At 63.6% G+C, this 13,571-nt stretch carries 13 protein-coding genes; 11 read left to right on the forward strand and 2 right to left on the reverse strand.

All coding sequences use genetic code 11. The annotated features are described in order from the left end of the window. Positions 1-100: 100 nt before the first annotated feature. The 3 genes from AAF563_24500 (at position 101) to AAF563_24510 (ending at position 4,469) form a co-directional block, all read left to right on the forward strand. Entirely contained in the window at positions 101-3,013 is a 2,913-nt protein-coding gene (locus AAF563_24500; GenBank protein ID MEM7124459.1) for a 2Fe-2S iron-sulfur cluster-binding protein, read from the forward strand. Positions 3,014-3,016: 3 nt separating this feature from the next. Continuing rightward, positions 3,017-3,724 carry a sarcosine oxidase gene (locus AAF563_24505; protein ID MEM7124460.1) on the forward strand — a complete coding sequence of 236 codons (708 nt, stop codon included), beginning with the start codon at positions 3,017-3,019 and terminating at the stop codon, positions 3,722-3,724. 115 nt (positions 3,725-3,839) lie between these two features. Further along, entirely contained in the window at positions 3,840-4,469 is a 630-nt protein-coding gene (locus AAF563_24510; GenBank protein ID MEM7124461.1) for an XRE family transcriptional regulator, read from the forward strand. A gap of 14 nt (positions 4,470-4,483) precedes the next feature. On the opposite strand, the gene AAF563_24515 is transcribed toward AAF563_24510, so the two are convergent. Further along, complete coding sequence (locus AAF563_24515; GenBank protein MEM7124462.1) at positions 4,484-4,855, reverse strand: hypothetical protein; 372 nt, start codon at positions 4,853-4,855, stop codon at positions 4,484-4,486. Between the two features lie 231 nt (positions 4,856-5,086). On the opposite strand from AAF563_24515, the gene AAF563_24520 reads away from it, so the two are divergent. From AAF563_24520 to AAF563_24545, 6 genes are all read left to right on the forward strand, one after another. Beyond that, complete coding sequence (locus AAF563_24520; GenBank protein MEM7124463.1) at positions 5,087-6,013, forward strand: TauD/TfdA family dioxygenase; 927 nt, start codon at positions 5,087-5,089, stop codon at positions 6,011-6,013. Positions 6,014-6,136: 123 nt separating this feature from the next. Then, on the forward strand, positions 6,137-7,054 hold the full coding sequence (locus AAF563_24525) for an amidophosphoribosyltransferase (protein MEM7124464.1): 918 nt from the start codon (positions 6,137-6,139) through the stop codon (positions 7,052-7,054). 51 nt (positions 7,055-7,105) lie between these two features. Then, positions 7,106-7,789: a protein glxC gene (locus AAF563_24530; GenBank protein ID MEM7124465.1), complete on the forward strand. Its 684-nt coding sequence runs from the start codon at positions 7,106-7,108 to the stop codon at positions 7,787-7,789. 8 nt (positions 7,790-7,797) lie between these two features. Beyond that, entirely contained in the window at positions 7,798-9,120 is a 1,323-nt protein-coding gene (locus AAF563_24535; GenBank protein ID MEM7124466.1) for an FMN-binding glutamate synthase family protein, read from the forward strand. 78 nt (positions 9,121-9,198) lie between these two features. Further along, positions 9,199-10,530, forward strand: a complete 1,332-nt coding sequence (gene glnT / locus AAF563_24540; GenBank protein ID MEM7124467.1) for a type III glutamate--ammonia ligase — start codon at positions 9,199-9,201, stop codon at positions 10,528-10,530. Between the two features lie 98 nt (positions 10,531-10,628). Beyond that, positions 10,629-11,540 carry a ribokinase gene (locus AAF563_24545; GenBank protein ID MEM7124468.1) on the forward strand — a complete coding sequence of 304 codons (912 nt, stop codon included), beginning with the start codon at positions 10,629-10,631 and terminating at the stop codon, positions 11,538-11,540. Positions 11,541-11,550: 10 nt separating this feature from the next. Here AAF563_24545 and modA read toward each other — a convergent pair whose 3' ends face one another. Further along, positions 11,551-12,297, reverse strand: a complete 747-nt coding sequence (gene modA, locus AAF563_24550; GenBank protein MEM7124469.1) for a molybdate ABC transporter substrate-binding protein — start codon at positions 12,295-12,297, stop codon at positions 11,551-11,553. 238 nt (positions 12,298-12,535) lie between these two features. On the opposite strand from modA, the gene AAF563_24555 reads away from it, so the two are divergent. Continuing rightward, positions 12,536-13,207, forward strand: coding sequence for a TetR/AcrR family transcriptional regulator (locus tag AAF563_24555; GenBank protein ID MEM7124470.1), 672 nt, complete (start codon positions 12,536-12,538; stop codon positions 13,205-13,207). A 70-nt stretch (positions 13,208-13,277) separates the two neighbouring features. Next, positions 13,278-13,571, forward strand: a 294-nt coding sequence (locus AAF563_24560) for an AbgT family transporter (protein MEM7124471.1), incomplete at its 3' end; no start/stop codon positions are given.

The raw sequence follows: 13,571 nt of genomic DNA on the forward strand, positions 1-13,571 counted from the left end.
GCACCGATGACATCCTGAAGACTTATCCGGCCAGCGACATCTACAAGGACCGTGTCGACTTCAGCGCGCCCCCACCCGCTGAGGCGCCGGGAGAGACGTCATGAGCCACAACCGTCTCGACGCGCCCAGGGGCCACTTCATTAATCGCGACGAACGCATCGACTTCAGCTTCGATGGCAAGCGTTACATGGGCTTCGAGGGCGACACGATCACCTCCGCGCTCTATGCCAACGGCGTCAAGACGATCTCGCGCTCGTTCAAGTATCACCGTCCGCGCGCAACGCTCTCGGCCGCCGGCCACGACGCCAACGGTCTGGTCCAGGTCGGCGACGAGCCCAACGTCAACGCCGACATCGCGCCGGTCGAAACCGGCATGGCGGTAACCGCGCAGAACGTTTTCGGCAGCGTGGACAACGACCGCGCCCAGATGCTCGACAAGATGGGCAAGTTCATGCCGGTCGGCTTCTATTACAAAGCCTTCTACAAGCCCAAGGGCAGCTGGAAGTACTGGGAAAAGTTGATCCGCCGCATGGCCGGCCTGGGCAAGGTGAACCTCGATACGCCGCACGGCTATTACGACAAGCAGTATCTGTTCTGCGACGTCTGTGTTGTCGGCGGCGGACCGGCGGGACTTGCCGCGGCACTGGAGGCCGCGCGCGCCAACAGCGAGGTCGAGGTCATCCTGATCGAGGAGAACGCGCAGCTTGGCGGCGCGCTGACCTATGCGCGGTTTGATGCCGACGGCAAGCTTGCCGCCCAACATCGCGACGAGCTGATCAACGCCGTGCGCGGCCAGTCGAACATTCGTGTCCTGGAAGGCGCCACCGCCAACGGCTGGTACACCGACAACTTCATTCCCGTGATGCAGGGCAACCGGCTCTTCAAGCTGCGCGCCAAGGCGGTGGTCGTCGCGACCGGCAGCTATGAACAGCCGCTGGTGTTCCGCAACAACGACCTGCCCGGCGTCATGTACGGCTCCGCCGCGCAGCGCCTGCTGAACCGTTATGGCGTCAAACCCGGCGAGCGCGCGGTGATCGCGACCGCCAACAACGACGGCTATGCCACCGCGCTCGACCTGCTCGACGCCGGTATCGAGGTTGCCGGCATCGCCGACCTCAACGAAACACGCAACGAGTCCGAACTGGCAAGCGCGGTGGCCGATCACGGCGTGCCCATCATCGGCGGCGCGACGGTTTACGAGGCCGAGGCCAAACCGCATCTGAACGGCATCGAGGCCGCGCGCATCGGGCGCATCACCGGCCAGGGCACCGTGGCCGAGCGGCGCGACGTCTTTGATTGCGACACCATCATCAGCTCGATCGGCTGGCAGCCCGCCGCCAACCTGATCTGGCATGCCGGCGGCAAAACGCCCTATGACGACAAGACGGCGATGTTCCACGTCACCGAACTGCCGGCGACCATGCACGCGGCCGGATCGGTCAATTCATGCTTCCTGCTGGAGACCGTGATCGACGAAGGCCGCGCCGCCGGATGGGCGGCAGTGCAGGACGCAGGTTTCGTCGGCGGCACGCGCCCGACGGTCAGGAACGATCGCGGTGAGACCGGCCAGAACCATGTGTGGCCCATCTTCGAGCACCCCAAGGGCAAGGACTTCGTCGACTTCGATGAGGACCTGCAGGTGCACGATCTGAACAACGCCGTCGCCGAAGGGTACGCGCACATCGAACTGATGAAGCGGTTCTCGACCTGCGGCATGGGGCCGAGCCAGGGCCGACACTCCTGGCTGAACGCCATTCGCCTGAACGCCAAGGCGAACGAGGTCAGCGTCAACGAAGCCGGCATGACAACCCAGCGTCCGCCCTATACGGCGGAGAAGATCGGCGTCCTGGCAGGCCGCAGCTTCGAGCCCGCGCGCCTCACCGCCATGCATCACCGGCACGGCGAAGCAGGCGCCAAGATGATGCTGGCGGGTCTTTGGTATCGGCCGGAGGTCTACAACGCCGGCAGCGATCGCGAGGCAGCGATCCGCGCGGAGGCCAAAAACGTGCGCGAGAATGTCGGCCTGATCGACGTCTCGACCCTTGGCGGTCTAGAGATCCGCGGCCCCGATGCCGCCGAGATGCTGGAGCGCATGTACACCTGGGCCTACAAAAAGCAGCAGCTTGGCCGCGCGCGTTATCTCTTGATGACCGACATGACCGGCGTCATCACCGATGACGGTGTCGCCTGCCGCTTCGACGACAACCACTTCTATGTCACCGCGACCACGTCCGGCGTCGACGGCGTCTATCGCGAGATGCTGTTCTGGAACGCCCAGTGGCGCTTGAAGGTCGATGTCACCAACGTCACCGGCGCCTTCTGCGGCGTCAACATCGCCGGTCCCAAGTCGCGCGATGTCCTACAGAAGCTGACCGACGAGGATCTCTCGGCCGAAGGTTTCCCCTATATGGGCGTGCGCCAAACCGTCGTTTCCGGCATCCCCGTGCGCCTGTTGCGCGTCGGCTTCGTCGGCGAGCTTGGTTACGAGATCCACGCCCCCGCCCATTCCGGCGAGGCGCTGTGGGACGCTCTGATGGAGGCCGGTGCCGAGCACGGCATCAAACCGTTCGGTGTTGAGTGTCAGCGACTGCTGCGTCTGGAGAAGGGCCACATCATCGTCAGTCAGGACACCGACGGCCTGACCAATCCGCTGGAAGCGGACATGGAATGGGTGCTGGCCAAGAAGCGCCCGTTCTTCGTCGGCAAACGTTCGATCGACATCCAGCGCAAGCATCTCGAACGCAAGCTGGTCGGCTTCGAAATCCCTGATCACACGGCACCGCTACCCAAGGAATGCCACCTGGTGATTCAGGACGGCGACATCGCCGGGCGCGTGACCTCGTGCAGCTGGTCGCCCAGCCTGGATAAACCGATCGGGTTGGCCTACGTGCCGTTGGCAAAGGCCGAACCCGGCAGCGGTTTCCAGGTCCGCGTCGAAGGCGGGCGCATGGTCGACTGCACGGTCGTGCCTCTGCCGTTCTATGATCCCGACAACCAGCGCCAGGAGCTTTAGGTCATGGCCGATGCCGCGCTCAAACCGACCGACCTGGTCCGACGCTCCAACCTCTATCGCGTGCTCGACTCGCTCGGCGCCCAGTACGAGGAGGTCAACGGGTTCGCCTGCGCGATGTCCTTCGGCGACGCGGGCGAGGCAAGCGCCGCCGGCAATCTGGGCATCGCCGACCTGAGCGCCTTGCCGCGCGCCGGCTACAAGGGCTGGGACATGGCGACCTGGGTTACGGCCCAGGGCATCAGTCTGGGTGAGCCGAACACCGCGACGGTCCAGGCCGACGGCTCGCTCGCCTGTCGGCTTTCTGCCGGCGAACTCTTGATGCTTGGGGGCCTTAACGGCGCCAGCGACACCATCGACCAGTTGGCCGGTGTCTGGTCGATGGCCGATGCCGTGTGTTTTCCGGTACCCCGCGCCGACACCAACTTCTGCCTGGCGCTCAGCGGCCGTCACATTCCGGAGATGATGGCCAAGATGTGCGGCATCGATCTCAGGCCCCAACGTTTTGTCGACGGCGCCATCGCCCAGACCAGCGTCGCGCGGATGAACGCGATCCTGGTTCGCCACGATCTCGGCGCCACCTACTGCTTGTTGATGGTCGCCGATTCCGCCTCGGCTGTTTACATGTGGGAATGTCTGACCGACGCCATGGCCGAATTCGACGGCCGGCCTGTCGGCTTGACCTCTTTGCGGAGCCTTACTCAATCGGCGTGATCGCCTTGTCGGGTGACAAATCCGATCAAATTCGTGACCTCAATTGATCCGATGGCCAATTTCCGCGTAGGAAAGTCGGGGAAGCCACACTCTTCCAGCGGCGCCGGAGATGGTCATGAACAAGGTAACCAACGAACTCATCCAGGATCCCCACGGATCGCTTCCTGACGAACGGAACCTGGAGGCCGCGATCGGCCATCAGGTACGATCGCTTCGCAAGAAGCTGGGCATGACCGTCAACGAGCTGGCGTCCCTCGCGGGCTTGAGCACCGGCATGTTGTCGAAGATCGAGAATGGCCTGACCTCGCCGTCGCTCACCACACTCAAATCACTTTCCCGCGCGCTGAACGTGCCGTTCACATCGCTGTTTCAACGCTTTGACGAACAGCACGACGCGACCTTCGTCAAGGCCGGTGACGGGCTGAAGATAGAGCGGCGCGGCACGCGCGCCGGCCACCAATACGCGCTGCTCGGACATTCGGTAAACAAGGCTGTGGCCGTCGAGCCCTACATGATCACGCTCAGCCATGACTCCGATGTCTTTCCTCTGTTCCAACACGACGGTCAGGAGTTCCTGTTCCTGGTCGACGGACGGATGGACTATCACCACGGCGGCCAGCGCTTCACCATGGAACCCGGCGACAGCCTGTTCTTCGACGCCGACGCGCCGCACGGGCCGGAGACCCTGCACGACCTCCCGGTCCGTTTCCTCTCGGTGATCGTCTACTCGCGCGAAGGGGCGTAAGCGCGTTTGGCGCGTTACTCCTCGCGACGGATGTAGAGGATGGGTCGGTCGCTCATCTCACGCACGACGAGATAGCCGTCGAAAGGCGTATGGAGCAGGTAATAGGTGGGGTCGGCGTTCATGTTGACGGCGATGGTGTCGCCCAGCGGAGCATAGCTTGCGTCGTAACACTCCTCGCTGAAGCGGACGAAACAGACCTGGTCTTCGCGGAAGCTGATACCGCCGTTCGCAATGACGGTCACCTCACCCTGGGGTGTCAACATGACCGGGTCCCAGGTGCCTAGATAAGCGGCGTCATCGGAATCGGCGTCGCAGGCCGTGGCGGCAAGACAGAGCGCCAGAGCGACCAAACCCGTTGGGGCGAACCTGGAAGGGAACCGTCTCACGCGATGCCTCCTGTGAGCCTTGAGCACAACCAATCGACACTTTGTCAGACCCGCACGTCGGCGTCGACGCGGGTGGACTGATGCTGTCTGGTTGATTGAGCCGCTGAACCTTGGGCGCAACAAAAGCTGGACAGTTGTTCAGCTTTCGTGAAGATCGTCATGAACGAAACCGCATGACAAGCCGGCCCTGCCGGATCAGCATTCGTGGATGGGGTTTTCGGGAGGATCACCATGCCCGGTTACCAGCAGACCTATGAGATGCAGCGCGCCGCGCTGCACGCCCCGCAGCAACAACCCGGAAGCTACGATCAGATCTCCGTGACGCCACTTTCCGGCGCCTTGGGCGCGCGGGTCGAAGGCGTCGACCTGACCAATCTGGACGAGGCCGGTTTCACCGAGGTTGAACGCGCACTAGCCGATCATCTGGTCCTGACATTCCCAGATCAGGATCTGGAGCCGGCAGCACAAGTCGCCTTTGCTCAGCGATTCGGTCCACTGATGGACTACCCGTTCGCCAAGGTGATGGCCGAGCATCCGGAGGTGACCGAGCTGATCTCCGAACCCGACGATGTCTTCAACTTCGGCGGCTCCTGGCATACCGACTCGCCCAACTTCGAGCGACCGCCGAAAATCACGATGACCTATTGCGTGGTGGCGCCGGAGACCGGCGGCGACACCTCGTTCGCCAACCAGTATCTCGCTTGGCAGACCCTGTCGGACGGCATGCGCCGTTTGCTTGAGCCGATGACGGCGATGCACTCGACGGCGCTTTCCTATGGCGCGGACTCAGCGGTCGGCCAGACGGCGTTCAAGGCCCAGACATCGACCCCTACCGGCATCGGCGGCAACGCCAAACAAGACGACGAGTTCGAGCATCCGGTCGCCCGCACCCATCCGGAGACTGGGCGCAAGGCGCTTTACGTCTGCGATTCCTATGCCGCGCGCTTCGCCGGCATGACCCAGGAGGAGAGCCTGCCGCTACTGCGTTATCTATGGGCCCACGCCATTCTGCCGGAGTTCACCTGCCGGGTTCACTGGCAGGCAGGCACGCTGACCATGTGGGACAACCGCTGCGCCATGCATTACGCCCACAACGATTATCCCGGTCAGCGCCGGGTCATGCGCCGGGTCATTATCGAGGGCGAAAGGCCGGTCTGAGGCGCGCCAGGAAGGGCTAAGTCTCTGTTTCCTGTGAGGAAACTGAATTAACCCCCATTGATTCGGTCGGCAAAACTCCCTACGTTCCGACGACACCTTCATTGTCGCCGGAGAGCACCCGTCATGTGCGGAATTGTCGGTCTATTCATCAAGAATCCCGAGTTGTCGTCGAAACTGGGCGACCACCTGACCACCATGCTGATTGGCATGACCGAGCGCGGACCCGACAGCGCGGGCATCGCCATCTATCACCATGATCGCGACGACGACGCGGCGAAGCTGACCCTGTTCCATCCCGACATGGACTATGCCTGGCGCCAGCTCGGCGGCGGCATTGCCGAAGCGTTGGAGGTCGAGACCGACGTCGACATCAAAAACAACCACGCGGTCGTAACCGTTTTCGGCGGCGACGAAGCGGCCGCGCGTGCCTGGATCAAGGAGACCCACCCGGAGGTGCGCGTCATGGGTTATGGCCGCACCATGGAAGTCTATAAGGACATGGGCAAGCCGGCCGATGTCGCCGACAAGTTCGGCGTGCGCGCCATGACCGGCACCCACGGTATCGGCCATACCCGGATGGCGACGGAAAGCTTGGTCACCACCGAACACAGCCATCCGTTCACCGCCGCCTCCGATATCTGCCTGGTCCACAACGGGTCACTGGCCAGCCCCAACCGCATGCGCGAATGGCTCGAGCAGCGCGGCATGGAGTTCGAGACCGACAACGACACAGAGGTCGCCGCGCGCTACTTCGCCTACCGCATGAGCGAAGGCGCGACGCTGAATGAGGCGCTCGAAGCCGGCCTGAAGGATCTCGATGGTTTCTACACCTTCTGTCTGGGTACCCGCGGCGGTTTCGCCGTGCTGCGCGATCCCATCGCCTGCAAACACGCGGTGCTGGCCGAGACCGACGACTGGGTCGCGATGGCGAGCGAGTTCCGCTCGATCGCGCCGCTGCCGGGCTCCGATACCGCGACCATCTGGGAGCCCAAGCCGCAAACCATCTACACCTGGGGCGTTGACGCCCAGGCAACGCACTGAACGGGGTCGGCGATGACCGAAACGTTGGAGAAAGCCGCGGCGACCGGCGATATCACCGAGTTAGATCTGGACGAGCTCGGCCTTCGCGCCGTCAACAGCAAGCTCAACGGGCTGACCGCCGAGACCAACGAGCGCCACTGGCTGATCACCAATCCGATGGGCACGCACGCCATCGCCTGCGGCCTGCAGGCGCCGCTTGACGTGCAGATCAAGGGCCATGTCGGTTTCTATTGCGGCGGCATGAACAAGGAGGCCGAGATCACGGTGCACGGCCACGCCGGCGTTGGCGTCGGCGAGAACATGATGTCCGGCCTGGTGCGCGTGAAAGGCAATGCCAGCCAGTCAGCCGGCGCGACCGGCCATGGCGGCCTGCTCGTGATCGAGGGCGACGCCTCCTCGCGTTGCGGCATCTCGATGAAGGGAATCGACATCGTGGTCGGCGGCTCCGTCGGCCACATGTCGGCGTTCATGGCGCAGCTCGGCAACCTGGTGATCTGCGGCGATGCCGGCGAGGCGCTGGGCGATTCAATCTACGAGGCCAAGCTCTTCGTGCGCGGCAGCGTCGAAAGCCTGGGCACCGACTGCATCGAGAAAGAGATGCGCCCTGAACACCTGGAAACACTGGCCGACCTTTTGGCGCGCGCCGGGATCGATGCCGATCCCGCGACGTTCCGCCGCTACGGCTCGGCCCGCAAGCTCTACAATTTCAACGTCGATCATGCAGACTCGTATTGAGGCCCATTGTGGACACTGACATCCCCAACACGACACCGCGCAAATCAGCCACCTTCGACGACTACACGCTCTCGGAAATCCGTCGCGCGGCAAGCACCGGCATCTACGACATTCGCGGCGGCGGTTCGAAACGCCACCTGCCGCATTTCGACGACCTGCTCTTTCTGGGCGCCTCGATGTCGCGCTACCCGCTGGAGGGTTACCGCGAGCGCTGCGACACCGACGTGGTGTTGGGTACCCGGTTCGCGAAGAAACCGCTGGAGCTGAAGATCCCGATCACCATTGCCGGCATGAGCTTCGGCTCGCTCTCCGGCCAGGCAAAGGAAGCGCTGGGGCGCGGCGCCAACGCGGCGGGCACGTCGACGACGACAGGCGACGGCGGCATGACGCCGGAAGAACGCGGCCATTCGAAGCAACTGGTCTATCAGTACCTGCCGTCGCGCTATGGCATGAACCCGGACGACCTGCGCAAGGCCGACGCCATCGAGGTCGTGGTCGGCCAGGGCGCCAAGCCCGGCGGCGGCGGTATGCTGCTGGGCCAGAAGATTTCCGACCGCGTCGCGCAGATGCGAAGCCTGCCCAAGGGTATCGACCAACGCTCGGCCTGCCGTCACCCCGACTGGACCGGACCGGACGACCTGGAGATCAAGGTCCACGAACTGCGCGAACTGACAAACTGGGAAAAGCCGATCTACATCAAGATCGGCGGTGCGCGTCCCTATTTTGATACCGCGCTCGCGGTCAAGGCCGGCGCCGACGTCGTCGTGGTCGACGGCATGCAGGGCGGCACGGCGGCGACCCAGGAGGTGTTCATCGAGCATGTCGGCCAGCCGACGCTCGCCTGTATCCGGCCCGCGGTTCAGGCGCTGATGGATCTGGACATGCACAGGAAGGTGCAGCTCATCGTTTCCGGCGGTATCCGCAACGGCGCGGATGTCGCCAAGGCGTTGGCGCTGGGCGCTGATGCGGTTTCAATCGGCACGGCGGCGCTCGTCGCCCTGGGCGACAACGATCCGCACTGGGAGGATGAGTACCGCAAGCTGGGCTCGACCGCTGGCGCTTACGACGACTGGCACGAAGGGCGCGACCCCGCGGGCATCAGCACGCAGGATCCGGAACTGGCGAAACGTCTCGACCCCGAGCGCGCCGGTCGTCGCCTGGCGAACTACCTGGGCGTGATGACATTGGAGGCGCAAACGCTGGCGCGCGCCTGCGGCAAGAACCACGTCAACAGCCTGGAGCCCGAAGACATGGTTGCACTGACCGTCGAGGCCGCGGCCATGGCCGGCATTCCGCTGGCCGGCACGAACTGGATTCCCGGACGAACCTGACACTGGCGGGCGAACACCGCGGCACGTTAAGTTTCCGGCACAAACCAAAACCGTATGTCCACAATGGGGGGGGTAACCATGGCAACCGCCGCGCAGAAAAAACTTTCGCAGGTCGCGAAGGCGAAAGGCATCAAGTACTTTCTGATCAGCTTCACCGATCTGTTCGGTGTCTCGCGATCGAAGCTGGTTCCGACCCAGGCAATCGACGGTATGGTCGCCGATGGCGCGGGCTTTGCCGGTTTCGCCACCAACCTCGATATGTCACCGGCCGACAGCGACATGTTCGCGGTGCCCGACGTCTCCAGCCTGATCCAGCTGCCCTGGAAGAAGGAAGTCGGCTGGCTGGCCGCGAACATTCAGATGGATGGCAAGTCGGTGGATCACGGTCCGCGCAACGTGCTGCAGCGCCAGATCGACGCAGCGGCCAAGAAGGGTTACCGGCTGAAGACCGGCGTCGAGTGCGAGTATCATCTGATCAGCGCCGACGGCTCCGACATCTCCGATCCCGCCGACACCATGGCCAAACCCTGCTACGACCAGCAGGCGTTGATGCGCCGCTATGACGTCGTCAGCGAAATCTGCGACGCCATGCTGGAGCTGGGCTGGGGCCCCTACCAAAACGACCACGAGGACGCCAACGGCCAGTTCGAAATGAACTGGGATTATGACGACGTCATGGTCACGGCCGACCGCCATGTCTTCTTCAAGTTCATGGTGAAGTCGATCGCCGAAAAACACGGCCTGCGCGCGACGTTCATGCCGAAGCCGTTCGTGCATCTGACCGGCAACGGTTGTCACACCCATGCCAGCCTGTGGGACAAGACGGGCAAGAAGAACCTGTTCCACGCACAGCGTGGCGAGCTCGGCATCTCCGCGCTTGGCTATAACTTCCTGGGCGGTGTTCTGGCCCATGCTGACCAGCTGTGCTCGATCTTCAATCCGACCGTGAACAGCTACAAGCGCATCAACGCGCCGGTCACAACGTCCGGTGCAACATGGGCGCCCAACACGATCAGCTATACCGGCAACAACAGGACGCACATGGTGCGCATCCCCGATCCCGGCCGGTTCGAGTTCCGCATCATGGACGGCTCGACCAACCCCTATCTGTGTCAGGCCGGACTGCTTGCGGCGGGCCTTAACGGCATCGCCAACAAGACCGATCCGGGCAAGCGCCTCGACAACAACATGTACCAGACGCGACGCGCCGAGGAGCTGCGCAAGCTTAAGGTCAAGCAACTGCCGCTGAACCTCTTGGATGCGCTTCGCCTGACCGACAAGTCGAAGATGCTGCGCGGTGCGCTGGGTGATGAGACCATTGACGCCTACATCAAACTGAAGATGGCCGACTGGAACCATTACACCCACCACCTGACCCAGTGGGAGCGCGACACGACACTCGACTGCTGACTGGTCTCCGCGCCCCGTACCAAGTGGGCGGCGGGTGACGTAGATTAGGCGGCGGGTCCTGATAGGGATCCGCCGCTTTTTTTGACGGGAACACGACCATGATCATCGCCTTCGGTTCGCTCAACATGGATCTGTTGATCCCCGTACCCACCTTGCCCGAACCGGGCGAAACCGTGTTGACGCCGAGCTACGCGACGGCCCCTGGCGGCAAGAGCGCGAACCAGGCGGTCGCCGCAGCGCGGGCCGGTGGTGACGTGACACTGGTTGGATGCGTCGGGCGCGACGCCTATGGCGACGAGCTCTTGGAAATCGTATCGGCCGAAGGCGTCGACAGCCGGTTCATCACCGCCGTCGACATGCCCAGCGGCGTCGCCGTGGTCGCGGTGGCCGACAACGGCGAGAACCAGATTATCGCCTGCTTTGGCGCGAACGGTGCGACGGCCGAGGACATGGTCAATGACGATCTGCTGCATGCCGCGTCCAGCGTTCTACTGACCTTGGAGGTTCCGTTGCGCGAGGTCTTTGCCCTGGCACAACGCGCGCACGGCGCGGGCAAGCGGGTCATCCTCAACGCCGCGCCCGCCGGTCCGATCATGCCGGAGACGCTGGACATCCTGATCGCCAACGAGATCGAGGCGCGCCAGATCGGCGACCAGCTCGGTATCGCCGCGACCGAGCCCGTCGACGTTGCCCGGTCGCTTGCCGCCACCCATGGGCTCACGACGATCGTGACGCTGGGCGGTGACGGCGCCGTGGCGATCACGCCGGATGGCGGATGGCGTGTGGGCGCGCCAGTCATCACGCCGCGCGACACGACAGGTGCCGGTGATGCGTTCTGCGGCGTCTTGGCGGCGGCTTTGGATGGCGGCGCCGACCTGCCGGCGGCGCTGCGCCGCGCGAGCGTCGCGGGTGCTCTGACCTGCCTTGAGCCGGGCGCCATGCCGGCGTTACCGCGTAGTGAGGCGATCGAAAGGCGCCTTAACGACCTGGCGCCGGCAACGCCCATCTGACCACCCGGGCTCAGGGCGGTAAGAAGCCGTGCTCGGCGAGTATCGCAGCACCTTTCGGCGAAACAATAAAGTCGAGGAATGCCTGCGCCGCCGGCTGGTCACCTGCCGTGATTAGAGCGCCGGGGTAAACGATTGGCGTGTGGCTTGCGCGCGGAAAGATCGCCACGATCTTCACACGCTCGCTGACGGCGGTATCTGTCGCGTAGGCTATTCCCAATGGGCTTTCTCCGCGCTCGACCAAGGCCAACGCGGCGCGAACATTCGCCGCGCGCGCCAGGCGGGGCTCGAGCACATCCCAAAGCACAAGCGCTTCAAGAGCTTGGCGCGCGTAGTCGCCGGCGGGCACATGAGCGGGGTCACCAACCGCCAACCGGCCGTCTGGTCCGAGCGCCGCGACAAGGGTGTCCGGGATGGCGAGATCGACGGTCGCGTTGCTTTGCGCCGGCGTGATCAGCGCCAGCCGATTCGCGGCGATATCGCGCCGGCTATCGGAAACGATCAGGTCTTGGGCATCCAGATAGTCCATCCAGGCCGGGTTGGCAGAAATAAATATGCCGGCCGGCGCTCCGTGCTCGATTTGCTTGGCCAGAACAGAACTCGCGGCCAGCGAAAGAACTACCTCAGTACCTGTCTCAGCCTCAAAGCTCTCGGCCAAGTCCTGCATGGCATCGCTCATGCTGGCGGCAGCAAAGACAAGTAACGATTCGGCGCGGGCAGTACCGTTAACGTTTATGAACAAAACAAGGACACAGAGCACCAAAACGAATCGTCTGAATGACTGTTTGGTGACTCCAAGACCTCTGTGGATGGACACGTTTGGAGTACCTCTAAAGTAGTAGAAGAATCTTATACTTTAGTTTCAAGCACTTATACAAAATCGCCCGAGCCGGAGGCGAGCCCGCTTGCAAGGTGAACACGATTCACCCACAATTTTGCCAAACAAAAGGCGGGTTTCAAGCCATCCGATCTCGAGGGAGCACCAGGACGTGTCGCGCATGGGTCTTTCAACCGAACGCATCGTCGCCACCGCAGAGCAGTTGATCCGTGACACCGGATCGACCGACTGGACGGTGAGAACGCTGTGCAAACAACTGGAATGCGCTCCCGGCGCGATCTACCGGTATTTTCCCGGCGGTGTCGATGCCATTGGCGCGGAAATCCGCGGTCGCCATGTGGCCGAGCTCGGTCATCTCTTGGGGGATGTCGAGGACGATTTGGCCGCCGAGGGCCTGCCCAGCCTGACCGCCAGAAGCTGGGCCGCGCGCCTGGCGCGCCGCTGCGCGGCCTATCTGAACTTTGCCAACCGCCGCCCGGAAATCTACCGCTCGCTCTTTGCCCTGAACGAGACCCAGCACACCGCGGGCCGCATGCAGCTTGCCGACGAGGCGCTGCTGCGCCGTCCGGCCGTCATCATCCAGCGTGCCGCCGAGGAGCGCGAACTCAACCGCCCAAGCGTTGGCCGCTTCGACGCCGAGCGCATGGCGTTGATGATCTGGTCGCGGCTTCACGGCTTCGCTGACCTCAGGCTCTCCGGCCTGGTCGAAGACCGCATGGACGAATTGCGCGATCGTCTTCTGATCGAAATTCTGGCCACCGCCGGCTTCAAGGTTGCCGAGTACCCGGTCGGCCTGGAGGCGGCAGCCAAGGCCGCGCGCGGCAATCGCTAGGACGTTGTTCACCACGTCGATCATCGACCGTCACCTCCCGACGTAGAACCCCGAGGTAACGGATCCGGGGATGACCACAGACACTGTTGAGCGCAGGGGCGTGCTAGCCGCCATCGAGCGGATTGGCAATCGCCTACCCGATCCGGTCTTCATCTTTGTCTGGCTGATCGCGATCTTGGTCGTGGTCAGCGTGATCGCCTCGCTCGCCGGCCTGTCGGCCGAGCACCCGATCACCGACCAGCCGGTTGACGCGACCAGCCTGTTGTCGCCCGACAACCTGCGCCGGCTCCTGACCGACATGCCGGCGACCTTCACCCACTTCCATCCGCTGGGCTACGTGCTTGTCGTCATGCTGGGCGCGGGC

This window comes from Pseudomonadota bacterium, from assembly GCA_039028155.1.
In the GTDB taxonomy this organism is placed as follows: domain Bacteria; phylum Pseudomonadota; class Alphaproteobacteria; order SP197; family SP197; genus JANQGO01.

Excerpts from the sequence above, each read along its gene's own strand:
- AAF563_24500 (MEM7124459.1), top strand. The coding sequence starts at position 101 with ATGAGCCACAACCGTCTCGACGCGCCCAGGGGCCACTTCATTAATCGC.
- AAF563_24505 (MEM7124460.1), top strand. The coding sequence starts at position 3,017 with ATGGCCGATGCCGCGCTCAAACCGACCGACCTGGTCCGACGCTCCAAC.
- AAF563_24510 (MEM7124461.1), top strand. The coding sequence starts at position 3,840 with ATGAACAAGGTAACCAACGAACTCATCCAGGATCCCCACGGATCGCTT.
- AAF563_24520 (MEM7124463.1), top strand. The coding sequence starts at position 5,087 with ATGCCCGGTTACCAGCAGACCTATGAGATGCAGCGCGCCGCGCTGCAC.
- AAF563_24525 (MEM7124464.1), top strand. The coding sequence starts at position 6,137 with ATGTGCGGAATTGTCGGTCTATTCATCAAGAATCCCGAGTTGTCGTCG.
- glnT (MEM7124467.1), top strand. The coding sequence starts at position 9,199 with ATGGCAACCGCCGCGCAGAAAAAACTTTCGCAGGTCGCGAAGGCGAAA.
- AAF563_24545 (MEM7124468.1), top strand. The coding sequence starts at position 10,629 with ATGATCATCGCCTTCGGTTCGCTCAACATGGATCTGTTGATCCCCGTA.
- AAF563_24555 (MEM7124470.1), top strand. The coding sequence starts at position 12,536 with ATGGGTCTTTCAACCGAACGCATCGTCGCCACCGCAGAGCAGTTGATC.